19 protein-coding genes are annotated in these 17,699 nt (G+C 68.8%); 6 read left to right on the forward strand and 13 right to left on the reverse strand.

Annotated elements, in window-relative coordinates:
- Window positions 1-58: 58 nt before the first annotated feature.
- The 12 genes from R6V09_RS09340 to R6V09_RS09395 all read right to left on the reverse strand — a co-directional run bounded on the left by R6V09_RS09340 (window position 59) and on the right by R6V09_RS09395 (window position 12,024).
- The gene (locus R6V09_RS09340; RefSeq protein ID WP_317880882.1) at window positions 59-247 is read right to left on the reverse strand and encodes a ferredoxin; all 189 of its coding nucleotides are present in this window, start codon (window positions 245-247) and stop codon (window positions 59-61) included.
- The gene (locus tag R6V09_RS09345) at window positions 244-1,539 is read right to left on the reverse strand and encodes a cytochrome P450 (RefSeq protein ID WP_317880883.1); all 1,296 of its coding nucleotides are present in this window, start codon (window positions 1,537-1,539) and stop codon (window positions 244-246) included. Before R6V09_RS09345 ends, R6V09_RS09340 begins: the two co-directional genes overlap by 4 nt.
- A gap of 70 nt (window positions 1,540-1,609) precedes the next feature.
- Window positions 1,610-2,461 (reverse strand): NAD(P)-dependent oxidoreductase, encoded by an 852-nt coding sequence (locus tag R6V09_RS09350; RefSeq protein ID WP_317880884.1) that lies wholly within the window; start codon window positions 2,459-2,461, stop codon window positions 1,610-1,612.
- A complete protein-coding gene (locus tag R6V09_RS09355) occupies window positions 2,461-3,009 on the reverse strand; it encodes a DoxX family protein (protein WP_317880885.1) in 549 nt (182 codons plus the stop codon). Before R6V09_RS09355 ends, R6V09_RS09350 begins: the two co-directional genes overlap by 1 nt.
- Window positions 3,006-3,923 carry an alpha/beta hydrolase gene (locus tag R6V09_RS09360; protein ID WP_317880886.1) on the reverse strand — a complete coding sequence of 306 codons (918 nt, stop codon included), beginning with the start codon at window positions 3,921-3,923 and terminating at the stop codon, window positions 3,006-3,008. The genes R6V09_RS09355 and R6V09_RS09360 overlap by 4 nt, the downstream gene beginning before the upstream one ends.
- Complete coding sequence (locus R6V09_RS09365) at window positions 3,920-5,578, reverse strand: thiolase C-terminal domain-containing protein (protein WP_317880887.1); 1,659 nt, start codon at window positions 5,576-5,578, stop codon at window positions 3,920-3,922. Before R6V09_RS09365 ends, R6V09_RS09360 begins: the two co-directional genes overlap by 4 nt.
- Window positions 5,575-6,951, reverse strand: a complete 1,377-nt coding sequence (locus R6V09_RS09370; protein ID WP_317880888.1) for a cytochrome P450 — start codon at window positions 6,949-6,951, stop codon at window positions 5,575-5,577. The genes R6V09_RS09365 and R6V09_RS09370 overlap by 4 nt, the downstream gene beginning before the upstream one ends.
- Before the next feature lie 35 nt (window positions 6,952-6,986).
- Window positions 6,987-7,181, reverse strand: a complete 195-nt coding sequence (locus R6V09_RS09375; RefSeq protein WP_200711201.1) for a ferredoxin — start codon at window positions 7,179-7,181, stop codon at window positions 6,987-6,989.
- 66 nt (window positions 7,182-7,247) lie between these two features.
- Window positions 7,248-8,615, reverse strand: coding sequence for an ABC transporter substrate-binding protein (locus tag R6V09_RS09380; RefSeq protein ID WP_317880889.1), 1,368 nt, complete (start codon window positions 8,613-8,615; stop codon window positions 7,248-7,250).
- Between the two features lie 39 nt (window positions 8,616-8,654).
- A complete protein-coding gene (locus tag R6V09_RS09385; RefSeq protein ID WP_317880890.1) occupies window positions 8,655-9,860 on the reverse strand; it encodes a CaiB/BaiF CoA transferase family protein in 1,206 nt (401 codons plus the stop codon).
- The gene (locus R6V09_RS09390; RefSeq protein WP_317880891.1) at window positions 9,857-11,296 is read right to left on the reverse strand and encodes an aldehyde dehydrogenase family protein; all 1,440 of its coding nucleotides are present in this window, start codon (window positions 11,294-11,296) and stop codon (window positions 9,857-9,859) included. Before R6V09_RS09390 ends, R6V09_RS09385 begins: the two co-directional genes overlap by 4 nt.
- Complete coding sequence (locus R6V09_RS09395) at window positions 11,293-12,024, reverse strand: SDR family oxidoreductase (RefSeq protein WP_317880892.1); 732 nt, start codon at window positions 12,022-12,024, stop codon at window positions 11,293-11,295. Before R6V09_RS09395 ends, R6V09_RS09390 begins: the two co-directional genes overlap by 4 nt.
- Before the next feature lie 236 nt (window positions 12,025-12,260).
- On the opposite strand from R6V09_RS09395, the gene R6V09_RS09400 reads away from it, so the two are divergent.
- The 5 genes from R6V09_RS09400 to R6V09_RS09420 are packed head-to-tail and all read left to right on the forward strand — an operon-like array spanning window position 12,261 to window position 16,353.
- Complete coding sequence (locus R6V09_RS09400) at window positions 12,261-12,965, forward strand: SDR family NAD(P)-dependent oxidoreductase (protein ID WP_317880893.1); 705 nt, start codon at window positions 12,261-12,263, stop codon at window positions 12,963-12,965.
- Complete coding sequence (locus R6V09_RS09405; RefSeq protein WP_317880894.1) at window positions 12,962-13,549, forward strand: carboxymuconolactone decarboxylase family protein; 588 nt, start codon at window positions 12,962-12,964, stop codon at window positions 13,547-13,549. The genes R6V09_RS09400 and R6V09_RS09405 overlap by 4 nt, the downstream gene beginning before the upstream one ends.
- Before the next feature lie 4 nt (window positions 13,550-13,553).
- Window positions 13,554-14,819, forward strand: coding sequence for an aromatic ring-hydroxylating oxygenase subunit alpha (locus R6V09_RS09410; protein WP_317880895.1), 1,266 nt, complete (start codon window positions 13,554-13,556; stop codon window positions 14,817-14,819).
- Complete coding sequence (locus R6V09_RS09415; protein ID WP_043663979.1) at window positions 14,806-15,126, forward strand: hypothetical protein; 321 nt, start codon at window positions 14,806-14,808, stop codon at window positions 15,124-15,126. The genes R6V09_RS09410 and R6V09_RS09415 overlap by 14 nt, the downstream gene beginning before the upstream one ends.
- Window positions 15,127-15,132: 6 nt before the next feature.
- Complete coding sequence (locus tag R6V09_RS09420) at window positions 15,133-16,353, forward strand: metal-dependent hydrolase family protein (RefSeq protein WP_317880896.1); 1,221 nt, start codon at window positions 15,133-15,135, stop codon at window positions 16,351-16,353.
- A gap of 31 nt (window positions 16,354-16,384) precedes the next feature.
- On the opposite strand, the gene R6V09_RS09425 is transcribed toward R6V09_RS09420, so the two are convergent.
- Window positions 16,385-16,978, reverse strand: coding sequence for a TetR/AcrR family transcriptional regulator (locus tag R6V09_RS09425; protein WP_317880897.1), 594 nt, complete (start codon window positions 16,976-16,978; stop codon window positions 16,385-16,387).
- A 118-nt stretch (window positions 16,979-17,096) separates the two neighbouring features.
- On the opposite strand from R6V09_RS09425, the gene R6V09_RS09430 reads away from it, so the two are divergent.
- Window positions 17,097-17,699, forward strand: a 603-nt coding sequence (locus tag R6V09_RS09430) for an alcohol dehydrogenase catalytic domain-containing protein (RefSeq protein ID WP_317880898.1), incomplete at its 3' end; no start/stop codon positions are given.

Genomic DNA, 17,699 nt, shown 5'->3' on the forward strand with positions numbered 1-17,699 from the left:
CGGGGCGACCCTTCCGGCCAATGCCGAACCATTGCCCGTCACTCGCCGCGCGAGCCGGCTAGCTCACCGTGATGGCACGTTCGGGGCAGCTGCTGATCGCCTCGCGGACCTGTGCCTCGTACGCGGTGGGGACTTCGGGGGTCAGCACCTCGGCGTAGCCGTCGTCGGTGAGGTCGAACACCTCGGGGCAGATCGACCAGCAGATCCCGTGGCCCCGGCAACGCTCCGTGTCGATGACGGCCTTCATCGGGCGGACTCCTCGGCGGGCGTGAACTCCAGGTTCAGATGGGTGAGCCCGCGCAGGATGTACGTCGGCAGGTAGCGGTAGTTCCGTGCCCCGGCAGGGCCGTGCACGCTCTCCGAGATACTGATGTCGGTCGTACGGTCGAGGATGCGCTCGATGCCCACCCGGGCCTCCGCGCGGGCCAGCGGGGCGCCGGGGCAGGTGTGGGGGCCGCGGCCGAAGGCGAGGTGGTGGCGGGCGTTGGCGCGGGCCGGGTCGAAGGTCTCGGGGTCCTCGAAGTGGCGTGGGTCGCGGTTGGCGGCGCCGTTGAGGACCATGAGGGTGGTGCCGGCGGGGATGTCGACGCCGCCGACCGTGGACGGGACGCGGGACAGCCGGAAGTCGCCCTTGATCGGGCTCTCGGTGCGCAGCGTCTCCTCGATGAAGTTGGGGATGCGGTCGCGCTCGGTGCGCAACAGCCGCTGCAGATCAGGATCTTCGGCGATCAGTTTGAGGGCGTTGCTCAGCAGCCGGACGGTGGTCTCCTGGCCGGCCGCGAAGAGGTTGGTGGCGACGCGGGCCACGTCGGCGACGTCGGGGGTCGAGCCGTCGGGGAACTTCGCCGTGGCGAGGCCGGTGATCACGTCCTCGCGGGGTTCGCGGCGGCGCTCCTCGACATAGGCCGAGAACTGCGCGTACAGGTACTCCAGCGGTGAGTACGCGACCTCGCCGTCGGTGCTTCCGATGCCGCCCCGCGGCTGGTGTTCGAGGCCCTCGACGAACGTGTTGCGGTCCTCGTCGGGCACGCCGAGCAGGTCGGCGATGACCCGCAGGGTGAAGGGTCCGGCGAAGCCGCTGATGAAGTCGCCCTCGCCGGCGGCGAGATACTCGTCGAGCTGGGCGTCGGCGAGGTGCCACATCGACGCCTCGTTCTCCTTGAGGCGGCGCGGGGTGATCAGCCGCATCAGCAGTCCGCGGTGGTCCGTGTGCAGGGGCGCGTCGAGCGTCGGCAGCTGGTCGCTCATCGGGAGCTGGTCGCGGTACTGCTCGATCAGCGCACTGACGTCGACGTCGCCGTCGAGCGGGACCGGGAACCCGGGAAAGGGCCCGGTGACCGAGAGACAGGACGAGAAGGTGTCGGCGTCGTTGAGGACCTGGATCGCCTCGTCGTACCCCGTCACCATCGTCACGTCGTGGTGGCTCTCGCGCTGCACCGGGCACTTCCCGCGCAGGGCCGCCAAATAGGGGTAGGGGTCCGCGACGACTTCGTCGTCCTGGAAGAAGTCGATCGCCTCGAAGTCCTTCACGGTGTGCACGGTTCCCTTCCGTCACCAGTCTGACGACGAGCGACGATATCAATCTTCTCCACTGGCGAGAAGGTCGTTTTCACTTTCGTGGAGCGGGAGTTGGGGTTGCCGCCAGACGGTCTTGGCCCATGCGGTCCAAGGCCGCTTCGGCCGCCGTGAGCGCGGTGCCCGTCGTGGCGCCCGCCGTCTCGGCGAGGCCGGCCAGCAGTCTCACGTCCTTGCGGAGCAGCGGTCCCGCGCGGTCGGCGAGGGGGTCGAGGGTGCCGCCGGCGGCCTTCACGCGGCCTAGGGCGAAGCTCGCTCCGCTGCCGTGCAGAACTGCTTCGGCGAGAGCGCCACGGTCGATGCCGAACTCCGGTGCCAGCGCCAGCGTATCGGCCGCGGTCGCCAAGTTGGCAGTGAACAATAGGTTGTTGAGAAGTTTGGTGATCTGTCCCGAGCCGAGCGGGCCCATGTGCACCACGGGATCGCCGAAGGTCTCGAACACCTTGCGGCAGTAGGCGACGGTGCCGGACTCGCCGCCCGTCATCACCAGCAGCCGGCCTTCCGCGGCGGCCCGCCCGCCGCCGCTGACCGGTGCGTCGACCACGGACACGCCGTGCACCTCGGCACGTTCGGCCAGCCGTCGGCAGGTGTCGGGGTGGACCGTGCTGTGCACGGCGATGACTCCGCCCCGGCGCAGGCCGGTCAGTACGCCCTGTTCGCCGGTGACGACCTGTTCGACGTCGGCGTCGTCGACGACACAGACGCACACCAGGTCGCTGGCCGCGGCCAGTTCGACGGGGGACGCGGCCCGCCGGGCGGCCGTGTCCGCGAACGCGGCGAGGGTGGCCGGGCGGCGTGCCCAGAGTGTGGTGGCGAAGCCCGCCTCGACGATCCGGCGTGCCATGGGGGCGCCCTGACTGCCCAGCCCGATGAATCCGACGCGCATCAGCGGGCCTCCTGGTCGACTTGCCCGGGGATGTTCGAGGCCCCTGTTTCCACCTTGGGTTCCGGTCTCCAGAACGTGCCCAGCAGTCCCCCGGTCGCCACCACGGCCGCGCCGAGCGCGATCGCGCCGCCGGTCCAGCCGGTCAGGTCGATACCGGCCGCGTGGTCGAGGGACCAGCGGCCGGGGCCCATTACGGCGAGGGCCAGGGCGACGACGGCGAGGGTGAGGACGTACTCGTAGCCGTCCTTGAAGACGAAGAACCCGTTGGGCCGGTGGGCGAGCAGCCCCGCGACCAGCATCACGGAGATCACGGCGGCGCAGGCCAGCGGTGTGAGCAGACCGAGGACCAGCAGGATGCCCGCGCCGACTTCGGTGAGCACGCTCATCCAGGCCTGCAGCACGCCCTGTCTCAGGCCGAGGCCGGTGAACCAGCGGGCGGTGCCCTCGATCCGGCCGCCGCCGCGCCAGTGATTCAGCCCGTGCATGATCATGATCAGTCCTGCGACCACTCGTACGAGCAGCAGTACCGCGGTGTCGGCGTCGCTCATCCGGCCCTCCTCGGCAGACGGTCGATCCCGTCGTTCTCCTGGCCGAGAACACACTCCTCGACGAACGAGAGGATCTTCAGGTGGTATCCGGTCGCGGTGCGCCCGATGCTCAAGTTGTGGCCGCTGTCGGCCTGTTCGTCGGTGACGACCCGCGGGGAGGCGGTGAACAGGCCCGCGATGTCGGCCATGGCCTCGGGCCCGGAGCTCCAGACGCGTTCGTGGTCGCCGAGCGTGTAGTGCACGGGAATCCTTACGTGGGCGGCTACTTCGGCGAACTCCAGCGGCCAGCGGCGGGCGACGGTGGACTCGTACGGCGGACCCGGGGACTGGATACGAGGGGCGCCGATGACCTCGTCCGGGTACAGGCGCGACGGCTCCCACAGGAGGTCGCGCAGGCCGGGTCCGGACCGTCTCGGCACGGCCGGGTCACGTCGTCGGAAGTCGAGGATCTCGACGGCGCCGGGCGCGTGGTGGCGTCCGGTACCGGCGATCTCCAGACCGAGAAGGTCGTTCCGGCGTTCGTCGCCGGCCATGTGCACGCCCAGGGCGCAGCCGATCGAGTGCGCCCAGAGGAACAGTCCCGCTCCGCGCGGACGTGAGGCGAGCAGTCGGTCCACCGCTCCGTAGGCGAGGTCGACGCGGCGCGCCGGGGAAGCCATGCCCTCGCTGTACGGGGCCGAACTGCCGTATCCCGGACGGTCTATGGCGACGACGGTGAAGCCGAGTGCCGCCGCGGTGCGCAGGAGGGACAGGCGGGACTGGTCGGGGTAGTCGAAGTAGCGGGAGGTCACCGCTCCCCCGTGCAGCGCGACTAGGACCGCGCGCGGTTCGCGGGCCTCGCACAGCAGCGCCGACATGGGGACGCCGTCGATGTCGACGACGCGCGAAACGACCTCTGTGGTACGTAAGTTCATCCGTCCGCCCGGAAGAGGATCACGCCGCTCGGGGTGAGTCCGCCGCTGCTCGCCACCGCCACCCGGGCGCCGGGTACCTGCCGTGGCCCGGCCGCGCCGCGCAGTTGGGTGATGGCCTCGTGGACCAGTCCCATGCCGTGGGTGCGGCCGTGGGAGAGCTGTCCGCCGTGGGTGTTCAGTGGCAGTACGCCGTCCCGTGCGATGTTCTTTCCTCCGTCCAGGAAGTCCTTGGCCTCGCCGATGCCGCAGAACCCCAACCCCTCAAGCCAGGAAAGGCAGTTGAAGGTGAAGCCGTCGTAGAGTTCGGCGACGTCGACGTCCTCGGGACGCAGCGCGGTGCGTGACCACAAGTGGGCGGACTGGCCGAGCACTTGGGGCTCATGGGTCAGCGTGCTCTGGTCCCATTCGAGGCGTTCCAGGATCTGGGTGCCGACCGCCTCCACCAGCACGGGCGGTTGGGCGAGGTCCCGGGCCGCGTCGACGGCCGACACGATCACGGCGACCGCTCCGTCGCAGGGGACGTCACAGTCGTAGAGACCGAACGGGGTGGTGATCGGGCGGGCGCCCAGATAGTCGTCCATGGTCAGCGGGTCGCGGTAGACCGCCGTGGGGTTGAGTGCCGCGTTGGCGCGCTGGTTGAGGGCGATCCAGCCGAGGGTCTCGCGGGTGGTGCCGTAGCGGTGGAAGTGGCGTTGCGCGTTCTGGGCGAGGGTGTGCGCGGCCGAGGTCGCTCCGAAGGGCTTCATCCAGCCGTCCAGTCTGCGCGGTGGGTCCTGCGCGATCCGGCCGCGGCGCACGAGTTCGCCGTACGACGCCTCCCAGACCGTACGGAAGCACAGCACATGGCGGGCCAGGCCGCCCGCGACGGCGAGCATCGCGGAGATGAGTGAGCCGCCGGGGCCGAAGGTCTCTCCGCCGCCGTTGTACCAGGTGGGTTCGAGGCCGAGGGCGGACTCCAGTGCGGTGATTCCGCCTTCGCCGAAGCCGCCGTAGGGGCCGGCGCCGGGGTAGGTGGCAAGGCCGTCGATGTCCTCGATGGTGAGGCCGGCGTCGGCGATCGCGCGTTGGCAGGCCTGGACGGTCAACGACACCGGCGGGACCATCAGGCGCCTGCCGATCTCCGACATGCCGATGCCGGTGATCGCGACCTTGTCCTCGAACTTCTCCGTGGTCACCATCGGCCGTACGCGACGGGCGAGTTGGTGGGTCTCGACCTCGGCGAGCGGCAGGGGGTCCGTCGCCGGGCGTTCGCGTGCCGGGCGGAACAAGGGCAGCCAGGCGTCCTCGACCTGTTCGAAGACGACCTCCATCCGCATGCCCAACGCCAGCTCGTCCGCGGTGCATTGGACGGCGTTGGTGGTGAGACGGACCCGGGGGTCCTCCTCGATGGCGACCTGCGCCACGACGTAGGGCGCGGGCAGGCCGGGCAGGGCGAAGCGGTGGTTGACGGTGAAGCCGATCAGCGTCGCACGGCCGGAGACGGCTCGGACGCCCATGTCGTGGCCGTGGCAGTACCGGCAGACCGGCTGCGGCGGATGGATGAGGGCCGCGCAGGACCCGCACTCCGTCAGCCGCAGCCGGCCGTCCGCGCCGGAGGTCCAGAAGAACTCGTTCTCCTCCGTGACCACCGGGCCCAGGCGTTGACTGTCCGTCATGTGTCGATCCGGGCCTTGGACTTGCGGACGGTGACCGGTTCGGCGAGGCGCTGTTCGTCGCAGACCTTCTGGAGTTCGACGAGGGTCTCGTCGAGTCCGGCGCCGAGCCGCTCGCCGGGAGTGAAGGTCGCCGGGAGGTGGCGCATGCCCTGGATGACGCCGATGGTCTCGTAGTGCACGGCGCCTTCGGGGTCGCACCGGTAGTCGGGCATCCGGTCGAGTACGGCCGTCACCATCCGCTTGAACACCGTGCGGGCCACGTTCGAGCCGATGCAGCGGTGGATGCCGAGGCCGAAGCTGCTGTGCCGGTTGCCCTTGCGTTCCATGTCGATCGTGTCGGGGTCGGGGAAGACGGACGGGTCCCGGTTGGCCATCGCCCAGGAGAGCCAGAGGCGTTCGCCCTCCTTGAACTCGGTGCCGGCGATCTCGCAGTCGGCTGAGAAGGTACGTCCGTCGCCGGGGGCCGGGGTGTAGAAGCGCAGGAACTCCTCGGTCGCGGAGTCCAGCAGGGTCTTCCGGTCGCGGCTGAGCCGGTCGCGTTCCTCTGGATTCCGCGAGAGCCATTCGAGGGCGTGGGCGGTGAGGGCGGTGGTGGTGTCGAAGCCGCCGCCGATCAACAGGGCGAGTACGCCCAGGAGTTCGCCGTCGTCCGGGGTGCGGCCGTTGAGGTCGGCGCGGACCAGCGCGTCCACCAGGCCGGGGCGGGGCGCCTTGCGGATCTCCATGAGCTGGCCCATGAGGTCCATGCCCATCTTGCGGCTGAGGTCCAACACCCTTTCTCTGTCAGGGGAGTTGGGGGGTGTGTAGACGGAGGCGTGGGCGGGTTCGTTGTAGATGGTCCAGCGCTCGATCGGGATGCCCATCATCGCCAGGGTGAGCACGGCGGGGACGATGTTGGCGAGGTCGTCGACGAAGTCGATGTGCCCGGACTCGATCTTCTCGTCGATGCTGGCGCGCACGACCTCGTCGACGAACGGGATCCAGCGTTGGATCGCCGCCGGCGACAGATACGGGTTGAGGGTCTGCCGGTAGTAGCGCTGGTCCGGCGGGTCCATCTCCAGGAAGCCGCCCTGGGCCTCGCTGGCGCGCGGCGGCGGGGGGATGGAGATGCCCTTGTAGCCGCGCCGCTCCCCCTTCACATCATGGTCGTTGGAGAGGAACTCGGCGGACCTCGCGAGTTCGAAGACCTCACGGTTGCCGCTGGCGACCCAGTGGCCGCCGTGGGTCTCCGTCCAGGCGATCGGGCACTGCCCGTGCAGCTCGTGGGTGATGTCCTCGAACCGGTCGCGGTAGTCGGGGGTGTGCCGGTCGAAGTGCACCTGGGGGTGCTTGCGGCCGCCGTCGTCGTCGACGGCCGCGTCTTCCGTGGTCATGCGGAGTCCTCTCCCGCTCGGTGGCTGAGGTGGGGTCAGGAGATGAGGGAGATCGCCCGTTCCGGACAGGACAGGACCGCCTCGCGGACGGCCTCCTCCTGGTCGGCGGGGACTTCTTCCTCGACGACCGAGGAGTGCCCGTCGATCTCGCTGAGCTCGAAGGTGTCCGGAGCGCGCATCGCGCAGAGCGTGTGGCCCTGACAGCGCTCCGGGTCGACTCGTACCTTCACGGTCCTTCCTTCCTGCCGTGGTGAACGCCGTGATGAACACCGTGGTGAACGGGTGGCGTGGCGTGGCTACTTGAGGTCGGCCGGCGACTTGCCGACGTCCGCCAGCGTCGGCGGCTTGCCGTAGTTGCCCTTGTACTTGTAGACGGGCGCGTCGCAGCGGTAGGCACCGTCGGTCGGCTTGAAGTCGGCGGGGACCCAGCCGCTGGTGGTGGCCTTCTCGACGTTGAAGCACTTCACGGGCTCGTCGGGCGAGGAGAGGTTCACCGGGGCCTGGAGCCCTCCGCCGGTCCACTCGGTCTGCTTCTTGGCGTTGGCCAGGACACAACTGCGGGTCAGTTCGGCGCAGTCGCGGGCCGAGGTGGCGAACAGCAGCCAGGTGGAGAAGGCGTGCACGGCGGGCAGGGTGATCTGCGCGTCGGGCGCGTACTTCTTGAACAGGGCGACCATTTCCTTGGTCGCCGGGTTGTCGGCCTCCTTCTCCAGCGGGTAAGTCCCGTCGATGCTGGCGAAGTTGGTCTGGCTGCTCAACGCGGTGTCGGCGAGCTTGAGGAACGCGGGGCCGTAGGCGTTGTTGTTGGCGTCGACCCAGTCGAGCTTGTAGTCGATGTTGGTGAGCGCCTGCTCCAGCTTCGCCAGCTGGGTGAAGTCCCCCAGGAAGACGAGTCCCTTGACCTTCTTCGTCTTGATGGACTGCGCGTATGGCGTCCAGTCGGACACGCCCTGTGCGGGGTAGAGGTCGGAGTAGGTGACCTTGCCGCCCAGCGCGGTGAGGACTTCCTTGTCCTGGGCCGCGATGACCTTGGTGACGGGCACGTCTCCGGTGATGATGCCGACGGCGCCCGCCGACGACGGGTAGGCCTCCTTGAGCAGCCAGGAGTAGTAGCCGGCGTAGGGCGCGTACCCGGACGAGGCGCCCTGTGTCATCACCTGGAGGTCGGCGCCGACCTCGGAGGTGACCTGCGCCGGGAATTCGGGGAGCAGGCACTTCAGTCGGGTCTTGACGCCCAGGCCGTCGAGGGCGGCGCCGCCGCCGACCTCGAAGAAGTCACTGCGGCAGGCCGAGATCATCTGCTGGTTGACCTGCATGAGCTGGGCGTCGTGCGTCTCAGGTGTGATCTTGCGTCCGTTGATGCCGCCTGCGGCGTTGCACCAGGAGGTGAAGACCTTCGCCGCGTTCTCGAACTCCGGGTTCTTGGTGAACCCGACGTCGCTGAAGACGCCGACCTTGATCTCGGAGCTGGTGACGCCCTGGCTGGTGACGGTCTTGGCCGCCCCCTTGCCGCACACCGACTTCAGCGTGCCGAAGTCGGCGCTGGCCGTGTCGGCGGCTCCGGTGGTGGAAGGGCTGCTGGTGTCCGCGGACTTGGTGCGGCCGGAGCATCCGGCCGCGGCCGCGAGGGCCAGGACGAGCGCGGGGATGAGCAAGCGTCTCATCGGTTCTCCTCGTTGAGAATGAATCCCGCTGTCGGGTGATCAGGTGACCGCGCCCGCCGCCTTGAGCGCGATGATGCGGTCCCAGTCCAGGCCCAGTTCGAGGAGGATCTCCTCGGTCTGGGCGGCGAACTCGGGTGCGGGCCCGAGTTGTGGGGCGTGCACGTCGAACTGCACGGGGCTGGCGACCAGTTCGAGTTCTCCTGCCTGCAGGAGGTACTCGTTCGCTCTGATCTGCGGGTCGTCGCCCACTTGCAGGGAGTCCTGCACCGGGGCCCACGGCCCGGCCAGGGTGGTGAAGCGACTGCTCCACTCCGCGAGGGTGCGGGTGGCGATGACCTCGCGCAGGATCTTGACGGCCTCCGCCGTGTTGGCCGCGATGTTCTCGGCCGTGTCGAAGCGGGGGTCGTCGGCGAGTTCGGGGCGGTCGATGTGCCGGCACACATCGGCCCAGAACTTGCCGGGCTGCATCATGACGAACGCCAGATGGTGGCCGTCGGAGGTCTCGTACAGCCCGGACAGCGGGTTGGTCGGCGAGCCGTGGGTGCCGACGGGCGGCGGGATCCAGGGCTTGCCGAGGTGCAGGGACAGCGCGGTGGCGTGGCCCATCGCCCACAGTCCGCTGCCGAGCAACGAGACGTCCACGACCGACGGTTCACCGGTGCGCTCGCGCTTCAGGAGCGCGGCAGCGATCCCGCCGGCGAGGTTGGTGCCGGAGATGGTGTCGCCGTAGGCCGGTGAAGGCGGGTTGATGATGCCGTCGGTGCCCTCAGGGGTGATGCTCGCGGCGGTGCCGGCGCGGGACCAGAACGCCGTCATGTCGTAGCCGCCCTTCCGCGCTTCCGCTCCGCGCGGTCCGAAGGCGCTGCCCCGGGCGTAGATGATCCGGGGGTTGACGGCACGGATGTCGTCGACGTCGATGCCGAACCGCTCCCGGTGACCGGGCAGGAAGCTGGTCAGGAACACGTCCGCGCGCCGGGCGAGGTCGTAGAGCACCTCCTTTCCCTCGGGTCGGGAGATGTCGAGGCCGAGGCTGCGCTTGCCGCGGTTGGCGTGCTCGACGTTGGGGTTGGGGTCGCCCTCGACCCGCATCGTGCCGGTCTGGCGCAGGCCGCGTTGCGGGTCGCCGGTAACGGCGTGCTCGACCTTGATGACATCCGCTCCCCAGTCGGAGAGGACGGCTCCCGCCGAGGGCACGAAGCCGTACATGGCGACTTCGAGGACGCGGATGCCTTCGAGCGGCATCATGACCGGACCACGACCGCGAAGGACTTGTACTCCAGGAACTCCTCAAGCCCGGGCACGCCGCTCTCCCGGCCGATGCCCGACTGCTTGTAGCCGCCGAACGGGACGTCCGCAGCGAAGTAGTTGCCGCCGTTGATGCTGAAGGTGCCGGTGCGGATCCGGCGGGCGAGGGCGATGGCCCGCTCGTCGTCGCCGCTCTGGATCCCGCCGGAGAGGCCGAAGATGGAGTTGTTGGCGATGCGGACGGCGTCGTCATCGTCGTCGTACGGAATCACCACGAGCACGGGTCCGAAGACCTCGTCCTGGGCGATCTCGCTGTCCGGGTCGACGTTGCTGAGGAGAGTCGGCCTGTAGAAGAAGCCGGGATCGACCTTCTCGCCACCGGTGACGAGGTTCGCGCCTGCCGCGACGGCCCTCTTCACCATCCCGTCGACCTTCTCGCGCTGGCGCTCGCTGATGAGCGGGCCCGCGAAGGTCTTCGGGTCGGCGGGGTCGCCGAGCGGAATGCGGGCGAGGCCCGCCGCCACCTTCTCGACGAGCTCGTCGTGGTGCTCCCGGGGCACGAGCAGCCTGGAGGTGAGCGCGCAACCCTGCCCGGAGTGCGAGCAGATGGTGCCGGCCGCGAACATGGCGGCGGTGGCGAAGTCCGCGTCGTCCAGGACGATCATGGCGGACTTGCCGCCGAGTTCCAGGAAGACCTTCTTCACCGTGCGGCTCGCCGCCTCCATGATGCGGCGGCCGGTCGCGGTGGAACCGGTGAAGGTGATCATGTCGACGTCGGGGTGCGTGGTGAGCGTCTCGCCGACGTCGGCACCGGAGGACGTGAGGACGTTGACCACGCCGGGCGGGAAGTCCGTGTGCTCGGCGATGAGTTGACCGAGGAACAGGGTGGTCAGCGGGGTGTCCGGGGCGCCCTTGAGGACGACCGTGCAGCCGGCGGCGAGCGCGGGGGCGAGCTTGGCGAGGGCCAGTTGGTTCGGGTAGTTGTACGCGATGATCGCGGTGATGACTCCGGCGGCCTCCTTCTCCACCCAACGGCGGTGGCGCTGGCCCCTGATCTCGACCTCGCCCAGTTCCTCCGTGAGCGGGTACTTGCGCAGCAGGTCGGCGTAGAACCGCACCAGCTTGACGGGGTCGTCGAGTTGGGGCCCGTAGGTGAGCATGCGGGGCGCGCCGACCTCGGCGATGGTCAGCTCGCGCAGCTCCTCGACGTGGTCGGTGAGCGCCTGGTGCAGCTGGTCGAGACAGCGGATGCGCAGCTGTACGTCGGTGGACCAGGCGGTGGTGTCGAAGGCGGCGCGAGCCGCTGCTACGGCGGCTTCGGCCTGGGCGGTGGTGGCCTCGGGGGCGTGGCCGTAGACCTCGCCGGTGGCGGGGTTGAGGGAGGGGAACGTCCGCTCCGCGTCGACGAGTTGGCCGTTGATGAGCAGGCGGGTCACAGCCTCACCACCTGTCCGCCGTCCACGCTGATGGTCTGGCCGGTCAGCCAGCCGGCGTCGTCGGAGAGCAGGAACAGCACGGTGGGGGTGAGGTCGCCGGGCGTGCCCATCCGTTTGATGGCCAGGGCCTGCGTCATCCGCTCCTGGAACTCGACCGGTACGACGGTGGCCGTGGCCTCGGTGTCGGTGGGGCCGGGGGCTATGCCGTTGACGCGGATGCCCCGGCCGCCGAGTTCGGCGGCGAGGGACGCGGTGAGGTGGTTGATGCCGATCTTGGCCAAGCCGTAGTAGCCGCTGGCCATGTAGGCGGCGGCGGAGGACTGGTTGACGATCGCGCTGCCCTCGGTCAGGTGCGGGACGACGGCCCGGGTGACGTAGAGGGCGCCCATCAGGTTCACCTGGATGAAGCGGTTGAGGTAGTCGAGGTCGACGGTGGTCAGGCCCTCGCGCCGCATGCTGTGGTAGATCGCGGCGTTGTTGATCAGGTAGTCGATGCGGCCGAACTCGGCGACGGTGGCGGCGGCCAGCGCGTCGGCCGAGGCGGGGTCTCCGACGTCGACCTTGACGAAGAGCGCGGAGTCGAGTTCCTTGGCGACCCGCTGTCCCTGCTCCTCGTTGATGTCGGCGACCACGACCCGTGCTCCCTCGGCGGCCAGCGCCCGGGCGTAGTCCTCGCCGATTCCCTGTCCCGCTCCGGTGACGATCGCCACCTTGTCCTGGAACCGCATCCTGTTCTCCTCGCATGGATGGGCGGCTTGCTCCAATGAAGCGGAAACTACATTCTCCTTATACGCGAATCAACCATCCGGCAGCGAGAATGTGATCCTGACCGGTTGCTGACAGGCCCACGGACCTTGACGAACAGCCCCCGCCTGCGCGGGACTTCCGGAAGCACCGGAGACGAGAATACGCTTCTCAAATCTGGAAGGGAGATTTTCATGATCGAGACGAAGGGGGTTCCGGCATGAGGACAGCCCTCGTCACAGGCGGCGGCTCCGGCATCGGACAAGCCATCGCACAGCGCCTGGAGGCCGACGGTCTCCAGGTCGCCACCCTCGACCTCAATCCGTCCGACAGGGGCTTCTCCCGAAAGGCCGACGTCTCAGACCGGGCCCAGGTGGACGAGGCACTGACCGAGATCCGGGAGCGGCTCGGTCCGGTCACGGTCCTGGTCAACGCCGCCGGGATGGAGGGCTACAAGCGCTTCGCCAACCTCACCTTCGAGGCCTGGCAGCGGGTGATCGACGTCAACCTCAACGGCGTCTTCCACTGCGTCCAGGCCGTCCTGCCGGACATGGTGGAGGCCGGCTGGGGGCGCATCGTCAACATCTCCTCGTCCAGCGCACAGTCCGGCCAGCCGTTCATGACGCACTACGTGGCCGCCAAGTCGGCGGTCAACGGACTGACCAAGGCGCTGGCCCTGGAGCTGGGCCCGCAGGGCATCACCGTGAACGCGGTGCCGCCCGGCTTCATCGACACACCCATGCTGCGCCGCTCCGAGGAGCGCCAACTGCTCGGCGGGACGGTCGAGGAGCACATCCAGCGCACTCCGGTACGGCGTGTCGGGCGCCCCGAGGACATCGCCGCGGCCTGCGCCTTCCTCGCCTCCGAGGAGGCCGGCTACATCACCGGCCAGATCCTCGGCGTGAACGGCGGGCGGAACACATGAGCGAGAACGGCGAAGCCGCCGCCGAGAACGGCGTCCGCATCTCACCGCTGCCGTACGAAGAGTGGGACCACGACCTGTTCTCGGTCATCAACCATCCCCGGAAGCTGCCGCAGGCCAACGTCCTGGGGATCTTCCAGCGGCATCCCGCCCTGGCCCGGGCGTTCCTGACGTTCAACATGCACCTCAACACCTCGACCCTGCCGGTGCGCGTCCGCGAACTGGCCGTGATGCGGGTGGCCTGGCGGCGGGGCAGCAGGTACGAGTGGGCCAGTCACGTCCTGATCGGCCGGAAGGCCGGGGTGACCGAGGACGAGATCGAGGAAGTCCGCACGGACGCCGACACGTTGCTCAACCGGGCGGTGGACGAACTGGACACCGACTCGGGCCTGTCGGACGCGACCTACGCGGCGCTCGCCGTCGACCTGGACGAACGCCAGCTCATGGACCTGGTGTTCACCATCGGCGCCTACACGATGCTCACGATGGCCCTCAACACCTTCGGTGTGGCACTCGACCCTGCGATCTCGGAAGAGAACTTCAGTTTCCCAAAACGAGAATGGTATTCTCACAAGCGAGAGGGGTGATCCCATGCCACACTTCGCCAAGCCCGAGGCCGGGAGCTGGACCGAGAACTACCCCGAGCTGGGCACCAGCCCGGTCAACTACGAGGACTCCATCGACCCCGCGTACTACGAGGCCGAGAAGGAGGCGATCTTCAAGAAGACCTGGCTGAACGTCGGCCGGGTCGAGCAAGTCCCCAAAGTCGGCAGCTACTTCACGAAGGAGCTGGCCGTCGCCGACACCTCACTGGTGATCGTGCGGGGCAAGGACAAGGAGATCCGCGCCTTCCACAACGTCTGCCGCCACCGCGGCAACAAGCTCGTGTGGAACGACTACCCGGGCGAGGAAGTCAAGGGCACCTGCCGCCAGTTCACCTGCAAGTACCACGCCTGGCGCTACAGCCTCGACGGCGATCTGACCTTCGTCCAGCAGGAGAAGGAGTTCTTCGACCTGGACAAGGCGGACTACGGCCTCAAGCTGGTCCGCTGCGAGGTCTGGGAGGGGTTCATCTTCGTCAACCTGGACCCGAACGCGCAGCCGCTGAAGGAGTATCTCGGCGAGTTCGCCAAGGGACTTGAGGGCTACCCCTTCCACGAGATGACCGAGGTCTTCACGTACAAGGCGGAGATCGGCAGCAACTGGAAGCTGTTCATCGACGCGTTCGCGGAGTTCTACCACGCGCCCGTCCTGCACATGAAGCAGGCCGTCAAGGACGAGGCCGACAAGCTCTTCAACGTCGGTTACGAGGCGCTGCACTACGAGATCCACCCCCCGCACTCGATGATCTCCTCCTGGGGAGGCATGTCGCCGCCCAAGGACCTGACCATCGTCAAACCCATCGAACGCGTCCTGCGCAGCGGCCTGTTCGGGCCGTGGGAGGCACCCGACATCGAGGGCCTGGACAACCTGCCGACGGGACTCAACCCGGGCCGGCACCGCGCGTGGGGCAACGACTCCTTCGAGTTCTTCCCCAACATGACCCTGCTGATCTGGAAGCCCGGCTGGTACCTGACGTACCACTACTGGCCGACGGCGGTGGACAAGCACATCTTCGAGGCCAACCTGTATTTCGTGCCCGCCAAGACGGCGCGCGAGCGGCTCAAGCAGGAGCTGGCGGCGGTGACGTTCAAGGAGTACGCCCTCCAGGACGGCAACACGCTGGAGGCCACCCAGACGATGCTCAAGAGCCGGGTCGTCACCGATTTCCCGCTCTGCGACCAGGAGTTGCTGCTCCGCCATCTGCACAAGACGGTCGCCGACTACGTCAAGGAGCACACCGATGCTGCCCAGTGAGTTCGCGGCACTCGAACCGTTCAGCGAGTGGGTCCTGGAGTCCGAGCGCGATCGCTACAGCAAGCGCCTGGCCAGCTCCATGGAGGAGATGCAGGCGTTCTACGACGCCGCGTTCCCGCTCCTCGAACAGGCCTCCGACCATCTCGACAAGTTCCAGCTCACCGAACTCCCGGAGCAGGAGCGCAACTTGCTGCTCCTGATGTTCTCCCTGGTGAACGTGTCGTTCCCGGTGGAGGTCTGGAAGCAGGCCCGGGTGCCGGACAGCGGGGCCGCCTATATGGACCTCGTCGTCGAGCCGAAGGTCTGACCGGTCGTGCTCACGCTCAGAGCGGCGCGTGTACTGCACGTGGAGACGGGCGAGTTCGAGGCACCGGGCCTGGTCACGATCGACGGCGACCGCATCACACGCGGCGGCGATGACGACGGCGAGAACGAGGTTCTCGATCTCGGTGACGTGACCCTTCTGCCCGGTCTCATGGACATGGAGGTCAATCTTCTGATGGGCGGCCGGGGAGAGACGCTCGCGTTCTCCCCCGTCCAGGACGACCCACCGCTGCGGATGCTCCGCGCGGTGGGCAACGCCCGGCGCACCCTGCGCGCGGGCTTCACCACGGTCCGCAATCTCGGACTGTTCGTGAAGACGGGCGGATATCTGCTGGACGTCGCGCTGGCCAAGGCCATCGACGCCGGCTGGATCGACGGCCCGCGCATCGTCCCGGCCGGACACGCCATCACGCCCACCGGCGGGCATCTGGACCCCACGATGTTCGCTGCGTACGCGCCCGGAATCATGCCTCTCTCCCTGGAAGAGGGCATCGCCAACGGTGTCGACGAGGTGCGCAAGGCCGTCCGGTACCAGATCAAGCACGGGGCACGGCTCATCAAGGTCTGCGCGTCCGGGGGCGTGATGTCGCACACCGGCACCCCCGGCGCGCAGCACTACTCCGACGAGGAACTGCGCGCCATCGTCGACGAGGCCCACCGGCGCGGACTGAAGGTGGCGGCCCACACCCATGGGGCCGACGCCGTCCGCTCGGCGGTGGAGGCGGGCATCGACTGCATCGAGCACGGCTTCCTGCTCGACGACGACACCCTCGCGCTGATGGCGGAGAGGGGCACTTTCCTGGTGCCGACCACCGCTCTCATCGATGGGATGGACATGTCCCGTGCCGCGCCCGAACTGGTGGAGAAGGCCGCCGAGATCTTCCCCCGGGCGAAGACGGTGGTGTCCAGGGCCGGGAAGGCGGGGGTCCGGATGGCATTGGGCACGGACGCGCCGGCGATTCCGCACGGCCGCGGCGCACAGGAGCTGATCGCCCTGGTCGACCGCGGGATGACTCCCCTGGAGGCACTCCAGGCGGCGACGGTCAACGCGGCGGAGCTGATCGACGCCGACGACCGGGGCCGTATCGCGGAGGGCCTGCTCGCCGATCTGATCGCGGTGCCCGGCAATCCGCTGGAGGACGTCTCCGTGATGGCGGACGTCCGGTTCGTGATGAAGGGCGGGAAGGTGTTCCGCGACGAGCGCCGCTGAGGTCTACGGCGGGGCCGGTCGCCCGAGTTCGTCAGACCGGCCCGTCGAGGGGTCGTAGCATCCGCAGGATCATGTCGACCGTGCGCTCGACGGGACGGTTGCGGGCCGTGACCGTGGACAGGAGGGTGCGGGTCAGTACGGCGCCGAGGAGCATGTCGAAGACGTCGTCCGGGTCCACGGCGGGGTCGACGGTCCCGGTCGGCGCGGCGCGCAGAATGTCCCGGAACTGCGGTCGCGCCGACACGCGCAGCAGCATTTCCGGCGGCCGGGGGCGGTTCGACGTCTGGGAGTGCGCGAAGAGACCGGCCGCGGCGGCACGGGCCGCAGGTGCGCCGAAGGCCGCCAAGTAGGCGCGGACGAACCGGCGGAGGTCCCGTCGGAGATCCCCTGTCGGATGGACGCTCAGCGGGCTGAGCCCGGGGAACGTGGCCTCCTCGATCAGCTCGATACGCGAGGGCCAGCGGCGGTAGATGGCGGAGGCGTGCACGCCCGAGTGCTCGGCCACCGCCTGGATCGTCGTCGCGTCGAAGCCGCGCTGGACGAGCAGTTCCCGCGTTGCCGCGAGCGCACGTTCGTTGATGCTCGTGTCACGTGGACGGCCCGGGGCGCGGCGCGGTTCTGCCATGCCGGTGATTCTAGTGACCGGGCCATGTCCCGCCAATTATAGGAGACCGTCTTCTGTAATTCCCGCTGTGTGGCTACAGTCCGAAGGGGACGGACTTCGAAGATCGAAGGAGGGTCTGATGCGTGCTGCTGTGCTGCGCGGCGGGACGGTCGAGGCGCGGAGCGCCGACGATCCGGTCCCCGGACCTGGTCAACTCCTCGTCCGCTCACTGGCGTGCGGGATCTGCGCGTCGGATCTGCACTTCATGGACCATCCGGAGGCGGGCGCCGACGACGACAGCGGGATGTCGACCTACGACCAGGACGTCGACATCGTGATGGGTCACGAGTACTGCGCCGAGGTCGTGGACTACGGCCCCGGCACCGAGCGGCGGATCCCGGTCGGGACGCGGGTGAGTTCGCTGCCCGTACTGGCCACTCCGGGCGGGCGCAGGATCATCGGTCAGAGCCCCGAAGCACCTGGCGGATTCGGCGAGTTGTTCCTGCTGACCGAGGCCATCACCCGGGTCGTGGTGTCGGACCTGCCGAGCGAGATCGTGTGTGTCGCCGACGCGATCTCGGTCGGCTGGTCGACCGCGTCCCGTGCCCAACTGTCCGCGAGCGAGGCGCCGTTGGTCATCGGCTGCGGCGCCATCGCTCTGTCGGCGATCGGCCGGCTCAAGAGCCTCGGCGTCGGCCCGATCGTGGCGGCCGATCTCGTGGCGTCGCGTCGCGCGACCGCG

It is taken from the genome of Streptomyces sp. W16, from assembly GCF_033194735.1.
GTDB lineage: Bacteria > Actinomycetota > Actinomycetes > Streptomycetales > Streptomycetaceae > Streptomyces.